Source organism: Pseudomonas corrugata, from assembly GCF_001269905.1.
Taxonomy (GTDB): Bacteria; Pseudomonadota; Gammaproteobacteria; order Pseudomonadales; family Pseudomonadaceae; genus Aquipseudomonas; species Aquipseudomonas corrugata.
The window spans coordinates 75,551-89,274 of the sequence record NZ_LHVK01000009.1 but is presented as its reverse complement, the minus strand read 5'-3'; the positions used below and the strand labels follow the sequence as shown (position 1 = coordinate 89,274).

Genomic DNA, 13,724 nt, shown 5'->3' with positions numbered 1-13,724 from the left:
GTATACCGGCTTCACTTCCAATATCGATGCAAGCCGGCCCAGCGCTTTCGCGAACAAGCCCGCTCCCACAGGGGGTTGGCGGTGGACGCTGGTCTCGGGTTCAACCCGGACAGGGTGGGAGCGAGCCTGCTCGCGATAGGGAGCTGCCAGTCACAGACACTTCACCGAGGCCCGCAGCTGCATTGGCGCCGCGAGGTTTTCACGGAACGCCAGGTAATGCTTGAGCACCTGCACCGGGGCTTCGGTCTGTGGGTAATGTCCGATGTCGGGCAGCAGCACCGTATCTGCATTCGGGATCAGGGCCTCATAACGTGCCACCATGTGTGCACCGGAAATCGGATCGAAAGCGCCGTCGATCACCCGCAGCGGCACCTCGCCGCGCTGCATCGCCTGTACCCAGCGATCACGCTGCACGCGGCGTTCGGGAATGTAGCGGATGAGTCTGTGCATGATCCGTGGCCCGTCGTGTTTTTTTACCAGGCTCCAGTAATCATCCAGTTCGCTTTCGCTGGGACCGCGCCAGGGGCCAAAGATCTGCCGAAAATTCCTGGCCAGGCCCTCGCGTGAAAAAGCGCGACCTATCAGCCAGCCCAGCGGGCTGAGCAACAATTTCTGCACCAGCACCGGACGATGGGTTTCCGGAAACAGGCCACCATTGAGAAACACACAACTGGCGACCTCGATGCGTGCCTCGCAATGCCGGGCGATCAGCTCCTGGGCCACACTGTCACCATAATCGTGGGCCAGAATATGTACCGCTTGCCGCTCATCCAGATGCGCCAGCAATGCCTGCTGCAGATCCGCCTGCTCAAGCAGGCTGTAGACGTGGTCCGTCGGCTTGGCGGAGTCGCCAAAACCGAGCATGTCGCAGGCGATCACGCGATAACGCTGTGCCAGCGGCTGCCACAGGTAATGCCAGTCCCAACTGGCCGTGGGGAAACCGTGGATCAGTAGCAGCGGCTCACCATGTCCCGCCACCCAATAACGAATGGTGTGGCCCCGGAACAAGAAGGTCTGGCCGTGTTGACGCCAGACACGCAGCGGAATCTGGACCATAGGCATCAGTTTCTGTAGCCCTGGTCTTGCTGATCGAGCTTGCGCAGCAACGCTGGCCAGGCCAGCGCACCGCCCATGCCCTGGGCGCTTTTGGTGACCCCGGCAATCATCGCCCGGGCACCGGCCAGTATCTTCGGCTCAATGGGTATCAGCTCGGCCCCGCCGTTCTGCGCCAGAACTTGTATGTCGCAGGCACGCTGGAAGGTAAACATCATCAGGAATGTATCGGCGATGGTGCCAGCGCACGTCAGCAGCCCATGGTTATACAGCATCAGGAAGTTGCGATCCCCCAGGTCGACCTGCAGGCGGGCCTTCTCTTCATGATTCAGGGCGACGCCTTCATAAGCGTGATAGGCAAGGCTCGATAACACGAACAAAGACTGTTGGCTGATCGGCAATACGCCTTGTTTCTGGGCCGATACCGCCACGCCGGCAGCGGTATGGGTGTGCAGCACGCAGGCAACATCGTCTCGTGCCTCGTGCACCGCACTGTGGATGGTGTAGCCGGCCGGATTGATTTCGTAGGGGCTATCCATCAGCTTGTGGCCGGCCAGATCGACCTTGACCAGGTTCGAGGCGGTGATCTCATGAAACATCAACCCGAAAGGGTTGATCAGAAAATCCTCGGTGCCGGGAACCTTCGCGGAGATATGGGTGAAAATCAGGTCATCCCAGCCATACAGCGCGACCAGCCGGTAGCAGGCGGCAAGATCGATACGGGTTTGCCATTCAGCGGCACTGACCTGGTCCTTGATGCTGAGTGTCGATTGGATGGGCGCTACGCTCACGGCTCTGACCTCTGGCTTATCGTTATAGTACTTGCACAGGAGAACCAGTCTAGTCAGCCCTTACCGGGACGGTAGTTGCCTTGGCAGCCAGCTTAATGACCGAGCGGGTCACCCATAGGAACCCGCCGCTGCCCTCAACCACGCAACGCGTCAACCAACTCGCCCAACCAAGGTTCAGCATCGGTTTCCGGAGTGACGCTTTCGCTGGCATCCAGGCGCAGCATCGGCAGCACCTCGCGCACGCCCAACTCGGCGAACAGCTCTCGCATCTGTTCGCCACCGCCGCAGAAGGTATCGCCATAACTGGCATCCCCCAGGCCGATAACCGCACCGGGCAGGCCGCGAAAGGACGCTGGCAGTTGATCGCGGACTATCGAATACAGCGGCATCAGATTGTCCGGCAGTTCGCCCATGCCGGTGGTGGATGTCACAGCCAGTAAGGCATGCGGGCTGAATGCCTGAATATCGGCCAGGGTTACCCGCGGATTGTGCAGGATTTCAAAGCCTGCTTCGCCGAGCAGCCTGGCAGCATGTCGAGCGACTTCTTCAGCGGTGCCGTACACCGAGCCGGAAAGGATGGCGACTTTCATCAATCTGGTCCTGAGCCTGAATAAAAGAGAAACGCGATAGTAACAGCCTGACCCGCGCCGCTACGATCACCCTCAATAAGCACTGATGGCCCGTAGACATCGCACCGGCTTCTTCCAATAATGCCGTATCTACATGGGCTATGAAAAAGGACCTGCTCCATGATCAATGCGCAACTGATGCAATTGGTGATCAATGCTTCCAATGACGGAATCGTCATCGCCGAAAAGGAAGGCGACGAAGACAACATTCTGATCTACGTGAACCCGGCCTTCGAACGGCTGACCGGTTATAGCCGAGACGAGATCCTTTATCAGGATTGCCGCTTTCTGCAATCGGGGGATCGTGATCAACCGTCCCTGGAGCGAATTCGCAAGACCCTGAAGCAAGGCGGTACCTGTCGAGAGGTGCTTCGCAACTATCGCAAGGACGGCACGCCGTTCTGGAATGAGTTGTCGCTGTCCACGGTAAAAAACGAGGCGGATGGGCACACCTATTTCGTGGGCGTGCAAAAAGACGTGACGGCCCAGGTCAAGGCGCAACAACGCGTTGCCCAGTTGGAAAAGGAATTGGCCGAAGCCCGGGCAACGATTGCTCATCTCAATGCGACGAACGGCATAAACAAAACGACGAATTAACGGTCAGTCACTACAATCACCAGTGAAAACGCAAAATCATTTCGAGCACACCATGCAGCGTGACGCCCTCCTGACCCAGGATGAGCTGGACTTCATCCGGACCATGCAACACATTCCGCAATTGAATGAGCGGGATGTGACATCCAGCCTGCTGGTCAATAGCGGGTCGCAGATCCGTGACCTGCTGACGCGTCTTGCGGCCAACGAGCAGGTGACGCTGCAAGCCAACTTCGAAAACCAGCAAATGACCTTCCCGTTGCACCTTGTGGAAGATGAATTCCACGCGATGCACTTGCGCCTGGGCGTTCCGAGTATCTACGAGGACGGACCGAAGGTACGCCCATGGCGACTGACCCTCCAGGAGCCGGTAGCACTGGAAAATGCCAAGGGTCAACCAGGGCCTTTGTGGGTCCACGAGGTGTCTTGCAAGGGTGTGCTGCTGGAAAACCGCAACCGTACCAAACCACCAAAGCAATTCGTTCTCTGGTTCAGCCCCTCAGGTTACGAAAGGATTTCGTTGCGCGGCACCTTCGAACGGGAAACCGATCAAGGCCTGTATGCCTATCATTTGAACCAGAACGACCAGGACGAGACCGAGCGCCTGCGTCAATACATTCTCCAGCAGCATCGCCTGTCCCATCCGGCCATGCACCTCTAGGGGCCTGTACGGCTAATTCGAGTGCTTGAATTAGGCTCTGTACGGAAAGTCTTGAGACGAAGGTCAGGCGAGGCTGTTCTCAACGCTGCATGAACGAGTATCAAGGCTTTTCCTACAGAGCCTGGCTACACGGGCCACTCAGGTATCCAGGTTACCTGCCAGCAACTGACGCAAGCGCTGGTGAATCACCGTTCCGTCATTGCCCAGGCAACCGATCGACGATCCTGCCAGGCTTTCCTGCATCAGGTCGGATGCATCACCGGCCAACATCAACGGGCAATCCAGGCTCATGGCCAACCTGTTCAGGCGCTTGGGCAATTCGGCGACCGGTGCATGGTTGGACACCAGTACCAGCGCCAAGGGTTGAGTCTTCTGGCATACCAGGGTCAGTTCGTCGAATGGCTGGCCGACGGTCATCAACCTGATCCCCACTTCCGCCTTCGACACATACAGTGCCGTCACCAGCAGTTCCAGCTCACGGCACTGGCCGGCAATGGCGCTGACCAGAACGCGTCGCGACTGATCCTCGCGCTTGAGCAAGAGCCGTTGCGCGACACGCGATCGCAGGAATCCATCGAAAAACAGCCATTCGCTGGTCTGTCCGAAATCCTGCCGCCGTTGCAGCAGTTGCTGCCAGAGCGGCATCAGGATGCGTTGAAAAACGATCGGCACCGCGTAGCTGGAAAAAATCTGCCCGTAGATGCGATCCAGCTCTACATCGTCAAAGTTGGAGACTGCGACCGCGACCTGGTGCTGCCATTGTGCATAGTCGACCCTCACCAGATCCGATGGAATCAACGCGGAAACAGGTTGCAACGCTTCGGTCTTGCTCAGGATCTTGCTGATTTTACTGACGGCGACCCCGCGTTCGATCCAGGCAAGGATGCTGCGTACCTTTTCGATATCACCCAAGGAATACAGGCGATGACCGCTTTCGGTACGTGTCGGCTGGATAAGACCGTAGCGACGCTCCCATGCACGCAAGGTCACTGGGTTCACCCCCGTGAGTCGCGAAACTTCGCGGATGGGAAACAGGTCTTCACGCTCCAGGCCCGCTGCTGCTTGGAAAACGAACTGATCGTCGGTGATTACGCTCATCTTTATCCAACAGGCCCGGTTGGTAAATTGGATCCCAGTTTACCCCCTCCTAGTCATAAGATGACAAGAACAAACCGTTCCGATATTCAAATTTGTCGTTTTTCATAACAAAAAAATACCCGCCGGCAAACCGGCATGACAAATTCCTGAACGAATGATCCAGCCCATTGGTTCAAATAGGTACACTGCGCAGTCACTGATATAGTTTCGCCTCTGCCGTGAACCGAGCCAGTCCATGCCCAGTACCGACGCCCCTATTCTGCTCACCGGCGCAGCCCAGCGTGTCGGCTTGCACTGTGCCCGCCGATTGCTTGAAGACGGTCATCCGGTCATCGTCACTTATCGCACCGAGCGTCCAGGCGTACAGGTGCTCCGGGATCTGGGGGCGACCGCGCTGTTTGCCGATTTTTCCAGCGAAGGCGGGATCCTGGCTTTTATCGAACAGCTCAAGCAGCACACAGACCGGTTGCGGGCCATTGTACATAACGCCTCGGCGTGGCTGGTCGAAGTGCCGGGCGATGAGACGGCGGCCTTCAGCGCCATGTGCAACGTGCACATGCTTGCGCCGTATCTGATCAACTTGCATTGTGCCGAGTTGCTACAGCGTTCAGCCCCAGCAGATATCGTGCATATCAGCGATGATGTAACCCGTAAGGGTAGCAGCAAACACATCGCTTATTGCGCCACCAAGGCTGGGCTCGACAGCCTGACCCTGTCGTTCGCGGCGAAGTTCGCTCCGGCGATCAAGGTCAACGGTATTGCGCCGGCCCTGCTACTGTTCAAGGCCGAAGACGACGCCGCTTATCGCGCCAGGACCCTGGCCAAGTCGGCGCTGCGCTTCGAACCCGGTAGCGAAGTCATCTACCAGAGCCTGCGGTATTTGCTGGACAACCCCTATGTCACCGGCACGACCCTGACCGTCAACGGCGGACGGCACATCAAATAGCCTAGCTTCGAGGATCCATCATGGCGCTATCCCTGCCCCAGAATTACCGCGAGATCCTCATCGGCCTGGGTGAAGATCCGGAGCGCGAAGGCCTGCTGGACACACCGGCTCGCGCCGCCAAGGCCATGCAGTACCTTTGCCACGGATACGAGCAAAGCGTCGAACAGATCGTCAATGGCGCCCTGTTCGATTCGGACAGCGACGAGATGGTGATCGTCGCCGACATCGAACTCTATTCCCTGTGCGAACATCATTTACTGCCCTTCATCGGCAAGGCCCATGTGGCTTATATTCCTACGGGCAAGGTCCTGGGACTGTCGAAGATCGCCCGGCTGGTGGACATGTTCGCCCGCCGTCTGCAGATCCAGGAAAACCTCACCCGGCAAATCGCCGCCGCGGTGCAACAGGTTACCCAGGCCGCCGGTGTCGCGGTGGTCATCGAGGCCCAGCACATGTGCATGATGATGCGCGGTGTCGAAAAACAGAACTCGACCATGAACACTTCAGTGATGCTCGGGGCTTTTCGCGAATCCAGCACCACTCGCCAGGAGTTCCTGCAATTGATTCGACGGAGCAAGTAAATGCCACAACTTCAGCCAGCCATGGCGCGTATCCGGGTCAAGGACCTGCGCCTGCGCACTTTCATCGGGATCAACGAGGATGAAATCCTCAACAAACAGGATGTCCTGATCAACCTGACCATCCTCTACCCGGCACAGGAAGCGGTACGCGACAACGACATCGATCACGCGCTGAACTACCGCACCATCACCAAAGCGATCATCGCCCACGTGGAAGGCAATCGCTTCGCTCTGTTGGAACGCCTGACCCAAGAGCTGCTGGACCTGGTCATGACCAACGAATCGGTGCACTACGCCGAAGTCGAAGTCGACAAACCCCACGCCTTGCGTTTCGCCGAATCGGTGTCGATTACCTTGGCGGCAAGCCGGGCGACTCCGTAGCCGCTACAAGCTGCAAGCCATTCACTGTAAGCTTGATCACCGCAACCCATTTTGCAGCTTGCAGCTGTCTCGAAGAGACCCTCATGAACGACCAACAACGCCTCGAACTCGAAGCCGCCGCTTTCCGTCGGCTCGTTGCCCACCTGGACAGCCGCAAGGACGTACAGAACATCGACCTGATGAATCTCGCCGGCTTCTGCCGCAACTGCCTGTCCAAGTGGTACAAGGCCGCTGCCGATGAACGTCAGATCGACGTCAGCCTCGATGACGCCCGTGAAAGGGTCTACGGCATGCCGTACGCCGAATGGAAAGCCCAATACCAGCAAGAAGCCAGCGCCGAGCAGCAAGCGGCGTTCGCCAAAGGAAAACCCGATGCCTGATCTGAAAACCCTGCGCACCCGCCTCCAGAGCGGCGAACACGCTTTCGCCGATACCCTGGCCTTCATCAACGATGGCTACGACTATCAGCCCCAGCCGTTCACCAACGGCGACGTGGAAAACGCTGCCGGACAAAACGAAGGCTCCTGCAAGACCCTCGGCCTGGCCTTGCTCGAAGGCTTGAGCGATGAAGAAGCGCTGCTGGCGTTCGGCGAGCATTACCGCTCGGTGCTGAACACTCCCGACGGCAACGACCATGGCAACATCCGCGCGCTGATGGTCCATGGACTGGCGGGCGTGAAGTTCGCGGCCCAGCCACTGCAACGCCGCTGATCCCCGCTTGTGGCGAGGGGATTCATCCCCGCTGGGTCGCTTAGCGACCCCAACAGCTTCGCGATGTGTCAATGCAGCAAGGCTGGTTTCGGACTGCTTCGCAGTCCAGCGGGGATGAATCCGCTCGCCACAAGAACAGTCCAACCCTGATTGTGTGGTACTTACCCACATCCCGACTTTTAAGATTGACCCGGCAACTTTATTTCGTTTGCCGGCTCCCACTGCTCACGGCTTAGATAAAGGAAATCCTTTCTTCCTTCGAGCCGTCACCCATGAGCAGCGAAACCATCAGCCAATCGATTTCCATCGTGCACCCCGTCAGCCTCAGTCACGGCAGAAACGCCGAGGTATGGGATACCGACGGCAAGCGCTACATCGACTTCGTGGGAGGCATCGGCGTGTTGAACCTCGGCCATTGCCATCCCCGCGTCGTCGAGGCTATTGGCGAGCAGGCCACCCGGTTGACTCACTACGCCTTCAACGCCGCCCCTCATGCGCCCTATATCGAATTGATGGGGCGTCTTGCAGCGTTTGTCCCGGTGGACTACCCCATCAGTGGCATGCTCACCAACAGCGGCGCGGAGGCTGCGGAAAACGCTTTGAAGATCGTGCGCGGGGCCACGACGGGGCGCACCGCCGTCATCGCCTTCGACGGCGGCTTCCATGGCCGCACCCTGGCCACCCTGAACCTCAACGGCAAGGTCGCGCCCTACAAACAGAAAATCGGCGTGTTGCCGGGGCCGGTCTATCATCTGCCCTACCCCAGCAAGGACAACGGTGTGACCTGCGCGGAAGCCTTGCAGGCCATGGAGCGGTTGTTCAGCGTGGAGATCGACGTCAACGACGTGGCCTGCTTCATCGTCGAACCGGTACAGGGCGAGGCGGGTTTCCTGGCACTGGACATCCCTTTCGCCCAGGCCCTGCGGCAGTTCTGCGACGATAAGGGTATCGTGCTGATCATCGATGAAATTCAGTCCGGCTTCGGCCGCACCGGCCAACGTTTCGCCTTCTCGCGACTGGGCATCGAGCCCGACCTGATCCTGCTGGGCAAGAGCATTGCCGGCGGGGTCCCGCTGGGGGCGGTGGTGGGGCGCAAGGTTTTGCTGGACAACCTGCCCAAGGGTGGCTTGGGTGGCACTTATTCCGGCAACCCCATCGCCTGCGCCGCCGCACTGGCGACCCTGGAAGAAATGACCGATGCGCACCTCCAAGCCTGGGGCGCGCAACAAGAAGAAGCGATTGTCAGCCGCTACGAATCTTGGCGCCGCCGTGAGCTGACCCCATTCCTGGGCCGCCTGACGGGGGTCGGCGCAATGCGCGGCATCGAACTGGCCCGCGCCGACGGTACCCCGGCAGCGGCGCAGTTGACCCAATTGCTGGCCCTGGCACGGGACGCGGGTCTGCTGCTGATGCCCAGTGGCAAGTCGCGCCACATCATCCGCTTGCTGGCGCCGTTGACGACCGAGCCGGCAGTGTTGGAGGAAGGTCTGGATATTCTCGAAACGTGCCTGGCGAAGCTGAGCTGAAGACAAAAGACTTCTGCGCGCATCAAACTTGTGGAAGCGGGCTTGCTCGCGAATGCGGTATGTCAGTCAAAAATTGTGCTGGTTGACCCACCGCATTCGCGAGCAAGCCCGCTCCCACAGGGTTTTCAGGGAGTCCACCCACATAAAAAAACCGGCCGAAGCCGGTTTTTTTATGCCTGATGAATCAGAACGAAGCGTTCTGCAAGCCGTCCAGGTAACGCTCGGTGTCCAGGGCGGCCATGCAACCGGCGCCGGCCGAGGTGATGGCCTGGCGGTAGACGTGGTCGGCCACGTCACCGGCAGCGAAGATGCCTTCGACGCTGGTGGCGGTGGCGTTGCCGTCGCGGCCGCCCTTGACCACCAGGTAACCGTCCTTGAGTTCCAGTTGGCCTTCGAACAAAGAGGTGTTCGGCGTGTGGCCGATGGCGATGAAAACGCCGTCGACCTTGATCTCGTCAAAGCTGCCGTCGTTGTTTTTCAGGCGGGCACCAGTCACGCCCATGTTGTCACCCAGCACCTCGTCCAGGGTGGCATTGAGCTTGAGGATGATCTTGCCTTCGGCCACTCGAGCATTGAGCTTGTCGATCAGGATCTTCTCGGCGCGGAAGGTTTCGCGACGGTGGATCAGGGTGACAGTGCTGGCGATGTTGGCCAGGTACAGGGCCTCCTCGACAGCGGTGTTGCCGCCACCGACCACGGCCACCGGCTTGTTACGGTAGAAGAAACCGTCGCAGGTGGCGCAGGCGGAAACGCCCTTGCCCATGAACGCCTCTTCCGATGGCAGGCCCAGGTAACGGGCGCTGGCACCGGTGGCGATGATCAGGGCGTCGCAGGTGTAGGTCGCGCTGTCACCGGTCAGGGTGTACGGCTTGGCGGCGAAATCCACGGCATTGATATGGTCGAAGACGATTTCGGTCTCGAAGCGCTCGGCGTGTTCTTTCATGCGCTCCATCAACGCCGGGCCGGTCAGGCCGTGGACATCGCCCGGCCAGTTGTCGACTTCGGTGGTGGTGGTCAGTTGACCGCCGGCCTGCATGCCGGTGATCAGCAGTGGCTTGAGGTTGGCACGGGCCGCATAAACTGCGGCGCTGTAACCGGCAGGGCCGGAACCGAGAATAATGACTCGCGAATGACGAACTTCAGACATGACCTGCTCCAATTGACCAGCCCTTGCGAGCCGGAGCGCCGGGTGAGCGGCGGGAATAAAAAAAGGGCCGTTGATGCACTTGGGGAAGGCTTTGGTCCGACGGCCCTGAAAAAGAATGGGTGCAGCGTATCGAGGGAGCGAAGATTAAGGAAATACGGTTTAACAATCCAGCTCATAGGTGAGTTCTATATCGGGTGGAGCTTTCAATAGAGCGGCCTGTTCAACAAACCTGTTACACGCCGTGTAGACGCTTTCCCGCGCCGGGCAAAGCCGGTAAGGTCGGCGCGTTCAACTTCTCTCGGAGCTGCCCATGCCCGCCCCCGTACTGTCCGGCCCGCAATACCTGCAAGAAGGCCTCAAGCTGGTCCTGAGTCCGGGCCTGCGTCTATTTGTATTATTGCCGCTGGCGATCAACCTCGTATTGTTCATCGGTCTGATCTACCTGGCCGGCCATCAGTTCAGCCTGTGGGTCGACACGTTGATGCCATCGCTGCCGGACTGGCTGAGTTTCCTCAGCTACATCCTCTGGCCATTGTTCGTGGTGCTGGTGGTGCTGATGGTGTTCTTTACCTTCACGATGCTCGCCAATGTCATCGCTGCGCCGTTCAACGGTTTTCTGGCGGAGAAGGTCGAGGTGGTGGTCCGTGGCACCGATGACTTCCCGGCCTTCAGTTGGGGTGAGTTGGTCGCCATGATCCCGCGCACCTTGGCCCGGGAGGCACGCAAGCTCGGCTACTTCCTGCCCCGCGCCCTGGGGTTGTTCGTGCTGTCGTTCATTCCCGTGATCAATCTGGTGGCCGCACCGCTGTGGCTGCTGTTCGGCATATGGATGATGGCGATCCAGTACATCGACTACCCGGCGGACAACCACAAGCTGGGCTGGAACGAAATGCTCGCCTGGTTGCGTCAGAAACGCTGGCAGAGCCTCGGCTTTGGCGGCAGCGTCTACCTGGTGCTGCTGATCCCGGTGGTCAACATCCTGATGATGCCGGCGGCGGTGGCCGGGGCGACCCTGTTCTGGGTGCGCGAGCAAGGGGCCGAGACGGCGCTGGCCCGCCAGGGCTGAACCGGTCACAAATCCATCATTCAGGCGTCACACTGGCGAAATGGCCCCGGTCGACACTGGGGTCATGAGCACACACCTGCATATCACCCTTGTCACTGAAACCTTCCCGCCGGAAATCAATGGCGTGGCCAACACCCTGGGCCGCTTGCACGAAGGCCTGCGTGCCCGAGGCCACAGGGTTGAGCTGGTGCGTCCGCGACAGGCACCGGATCAACGCCAGGCCAGCGACGAGCTGTTGCTGTGCCGGGGCTGGCCTCTGCCGGGATATCCGGGGTTGCAGTGGGGGCAGGTCTCAATGCACAAGCTGCTGCGGCGCTGGATGCGTCAGCGGCCCGATGTGCTGTACATCGCTACCGAAGGGCCGCTGGGTTTATCGGCGTTGCGGGCGGCGCGGCGCCTGGGTATCTCGGTAGTCAGTGGCTTTCACACCAATTTCCAGCAATACACACGGCAGTACGGCCTTGGGTTGCTCAGTCGCGCACTCACCCATTACCTGCGCTGGTTTCACAACCGCTCCAACCTGACACTGGTGCCCAGCCCAAGCCAGCAACTGGAATTGGAACGGCGGCATTTCGAGCGCGTCATGCTGTTGTCCCGCGGCGTGGACAGCCAGTTATTCCATCCGGTCAAGCGCTCGACCACCCTGCGCGAAAGCTGGGGCCTGGGCGATGACGATATTGCCGTGATCCACGTTGGGCGCCTGGCACCGGAGAAGAACCTCGGCTTGCTCAAGCGTTGTTTCGACAGGATATGCAATGCGTTCCCGCAGCGACGGATGAAGCTGGTGGTGATCGGCGACGGCCCGCAACGGTCCGCCCTGGAGCAGGAACTGCCCGACGCGATTTTTTGCGGTAGCCAGCGAGGCGAGACGCTGGCCAGCCACTATGCCAGTGGGGATGTGTTCGTCTTTCCAAGCCTGACCGAAACCTTCGGCAACGTCGTGCTGGAGGCCCTCGCGTCCGGGCTGGGTGTGGTGGCCTACGACCAGGCCGCCGCAGCACAACACATCCGCCATGGCTACAACGGCGTGCTGGCAATGCCGGGGGATGAGGACGCATTCTGCGATGCGGCCCGTTGGCTGCTGGAGGAGCCCGAAGCGTTACGTTGCGTGAGGCTCAATGCCCGCCAGCATGCCAGTCGCCAGGGTTGGGCGTCAGTGATCGAGCAGTTCGAGGCGCAATTACGGGGGGCTTGCCAGGCCCTATCGACACTGCCGCAGGCAGTGCCGCATCGCTGAAAGCATCGCGGGCAAGCCTTGCTCCCACCGGGTTATCAGCAGTTCACAAATGAGCTGTCCGCTGAAGATCCAATGTGGGAGCAAGGCTTGCCCGCGATGGCGTCGGTGCAGGCGACTCAGACCAGCGTCATCAGCGCTTCGCGGCTGAATGGCAGGATCTCCTGCTCCCGACCTTCACGCACTTTCTGCGCCCAGTCCGGATCCACCAGCAGCGCACGCCCGACCGCCACCAGGTCGAATTCATCATTGTTCAGGCGTTCCAGGAGTTTCTCCAGGCTCGCCGGCTGCGCGACCTTGTCGGTATTGACCATGAACTGCAGGAACTCGCCATCCAGACCGACGCTGCCGACGGTGATGGTCGGTTTACCGGTCAGCTTGCGAGTCCAGCCGGCCAGGTTCAGTTCAGAACCGTCGAACTCCGGCTCCCAGAAGCGACGGGTCGAGCAGTGGAAGATATCCACGCCAGCATCGGACAGTGGCTTGAGGAATTCGCCCAAGGCTTCCGGGGTCTGCACCAGACGCGCGGTGTAATCCTGTTGTTTCCATTGGGAGAACCGGAAGATGATCGGGAACCCGTCGCCCACGGCTGCACGCACGGCACGAATCAACTCAATGGCAAATCGCGAACGGTTGGCCAGGCTGCCACCGTAACCGTCGGTGCGTTGGTTGCTGCCTTCCCAGAAGAACTGGTCCACCAGGTAACCATGGGCGCCATGGATCTCCACGCCATCCATGCCGATACTCTGGGCGTCTTTCGCTGCCTGGGCGAAAGCGGCGATGACATCGTCGATGTCTGCCTGGGTCATACCGTGGACCACCACCTGGCCGTCCTTGAGCTTCTCGGTCGGGCCATAACCCGGCACGCTGGCATCCGGCTCGGTCCCGGTGCGGCGTACACTGCCCACATGCCACAACTGTGGAACGATCTTGCCGCCTTCGGCATGCACTGCATCGACCACTTGCTTCCAACCGGCGAGCGCTGCATCGCCATAGAAGTGCGGCACGTTCGGATACCCGTTGGAAGCCTTGTGCCCGACCGTCGTGCCTTCGGTGATGATCAGGCCAACCCCGGCCGCTGCGCGGCGACGGTAATATTCGATGACCTTGGCGTTCGGCACGCCGCCCGGTGAAAAGGAACGGGTCATCGGCGCCATCACGACCCGGGTCGGCAGCTCGAACGCACCGAGTTGAAAAGGTTTGAACAGGGCTTTTACAGGCATGGGGCACTCCACGGGACAAGGTCGCAGGTCGATATGACGACGATAATATGCAGCGAGGGGAGTGCTGGGTAGCACTATTGATT

The 13,724-nt window shown here is 59.8% G+C and carries 16 protein-coding genes; 10 read left to right on the top strand and 6 right to left on the bottom strand.

What is annotated here, in order from left to right:
* Window positions 1–150 precede the first annotated feature (150 nt).
* The 3 genes from AD665_RS14415 to AD665_RS14405 all read right to left on the bottom strand — a co-directional run bounded on the left by AD665_RS14415 (window position 151) and on the right by AD665_RS14405 (window position 2,434).
* Complete coding sequence (locus tag AD665_RS14415) at window positions 151–1,062, bottom strand: alpha/beta fold hydrolase (protein WP_024777523.1); 912 nt, start codon at window positions 1,060–1,062, stop codon at window positions 151–153.
* Window positions 1,062–1,844, bottom strand: a complete 783-nt coding sequence (locus AD665_RS14410) for a class II aldolase/adducin family protein (RefSeq protein WP_053192537.1) — start codon at window positions 1,842–1,844, stop codon at window positions 1,062–1,064. The genes AD665_RS14415 and AD665_RS14410 overlap by 1 nt, the downstream gene beginning before the upstream one ends.
* 134 nt (window positions 1,845–1,978) lie before the next feature.
* Entirely contained in the window at window positions 1,979–2,434 is a 456-nt protein-coding gene (locus tag AD665_RS14405; protein ID WP_024777521.1) for a flavodoxin, read from the bottom strand.
* A gap of 159 nt (window positions 2,435–2,593) precedes the next feature.
* Between AD665_RS14405 and AD665_RS14400 the strand changes: the two genes are divergently transcribed.
* Both AD665_RS14400 and AD665_RS14395 read left to right on the top strand, forming a co-directional pair.
* Entirely contained in the window at window positions 2,594–3,070 is a 477-nt protein-coding gene (locus AD665_RS14400) for a PAS domain-containing protein (RefSeq protein WP_024777520.1), read from the top strand.
* 52 nt (window positions 3,071–3,122) lie between these two features.
* Entirely contained in the window at window positions 3,123–3,728 is a 606-nt protein-coding gene (locus AD665_RS14395; protein ID WP_024777519.1) for a hypothetical protein, read from the top strand.
* A 138-nt stretch (window positions 3,729–3,866) separates the two neighbouring features.
* Here the strand turns inward: AD665_RS14395 and AD665_RS14390 are convergent, their stop codons facing one another.
* Window positions 3,867–4,826, bottom strand: a complete 960-nt coding sequence (locus tag AD665_RS14390) for a MerR family transcriptional regulator (protein WP_024777518.1) — start codon at window positions 4,824–4,826, stop codon at window positions 3,867–3,869.
* Between the two features lie 235 nt (window positions 4,827–5,061).
* Here AD665_RS14390 and folM point away from each other — a divergent pair, with 235 nt between their 5' ends.
* From folM to AD665_RS14360, 6 genes are all read left to right on the top strand, one after another.
* Window positions 5,062–5,772: a dihydromonapterin reductase gene (folM, locus tag AD665_RS14385; RefSeq protein WP_053192535.1), complete on the top strand. Its 711-nt coding sequence runs from the start codon at window positions 5,062–5,064 to the stop codon at window positions 5,770–5,772.
* A 20-nt stretch (window positions 5,773–5,792) separates the two neighbouring features.
* Window positions 5,793–6,353 (top strand): GTP cyclohydrolase I FolE, encoded by a 561-nt coding sequence (gene folE, locus AD665_RS14380; RefSeq protein ID WP_024777516.1) that lies wholly within the window; start codon window positions 5,793–5,795, stop codon window positions 6,351–6,353.
* The gene (gene folX, locus AD665_RS14375; protein ID WP_053192532.1) at window positions 6,354–6,734 is read left to right on the top strand and encodes a dihydroneopterin triphosphate 2'-epimerase; all 381 of its coding nucleotides are present in this window, start codon (window positions 6,354–6,356) and stop codon (window positions 6,732–6,734) included.
* An 83-nt stretch (window positions 6,735–6,817) separates the two neighbouring features.
* Complete coding sequence (locus AD665_RS14370) at window positions 6,818–7,114, top strand: DUF1244 domain-containing protein (protein WP_024777514.1); 297 nt, start codon at window positions 6,818–6,820, stop codon at window positions 7,112–7,114.
* Window positions 7,107–7,445 (top strand): HopJ type III effector protein, encoded by a 339-nt coding sequence (locus AD665_RS14365; RefSeq protein WP_024777513.1) that lies wholly within the window; start codon window positions 7,107–7,109, stop codon window positions 7,443–7,445. The genes AD665_RS14370 and AD665_RS14365 overlap by 8 nt, the downstream gene beginning before the upstream one ends.
* Window positions 7,446–7,717: 272 nt before the next feature.
* Window positions 7,718–8,971, top strand: coding sequence for a 2-aminoadipate transaminase (locus AD665_RS14360; RefSeq protein WP_053192530.1), 1,254 nt, complete (start codon window positions 7,718–7,720; stop codon window positions 8,969–8,971).
* Window positions 8,972–9,155: 184 nt separating this feature from the next.
* Here the strand turns inward: AD665_RS14360 and trxB are convergent, their stop codons facing one another.
* Window positions 9,156–10,118, bottom strand: coding sequence for a thioredoxin-disulfide reductase (trxB, locus tag AD665_RS14355; RefSeq protein WP_003205459.1), 963 nt, complete (start codon window positions 10,116–10,118; stop codon window positions 9,156–9,158).
* A 310-nt stretch (window positions 10,119–10,428) separates the two neighbouring features.
* On the opposite strand from trxB, the gene cysZ reads away from it, so the two are divergent.
* Both cysZ and AD665_RS14345 read left to right on the top strand, forming a co-directional pair.
* Window positions 10,429–11,184: a sulfate transporter CysZ gene (gene cysZ, locus AD665_RS14350; RefSeq protein ID WP_024777511.1), complete on the top strand. Its 756-nt coding sequence runs from the start codon at window positions 10,429–10,431 to the stop codon at window positions 11,182–11,184.
* A gap of 40 nt (window positions 11,185–11,224) precedes the next feature.
* Window positions 11,225–12,421: a glycosyltransferase family 4 protein gene (locus AD665_RS14345; RefSeq protein WP_024777510.1), complete on the top strand. Its 1,197-nt coding sequence runs from the start codon at window positions 11,225–11,227 to the stop codon at window positions 12,419–12,421.
* Between the two features lie 116 nt (window positions 12,422–12,537).
* Here AD665_RS14345 and AD665_RS14340 read toward each other — a convergent pair whose 3' ends face one another.
* Window positions 12,538–13,641, bottom strand: a complete 1,104-nt coding sequence (locus tag AD665_RS14340; RefSeq protein WP_024777509.1) for an NADH:flavin oxidoreductase — start codon at window positions 13,639–13,641, stop codon at window positions 12,538–12,540.
* Between the last annotated feature and the right edge of the window lie 83 nt (window positions 13,642–13,724).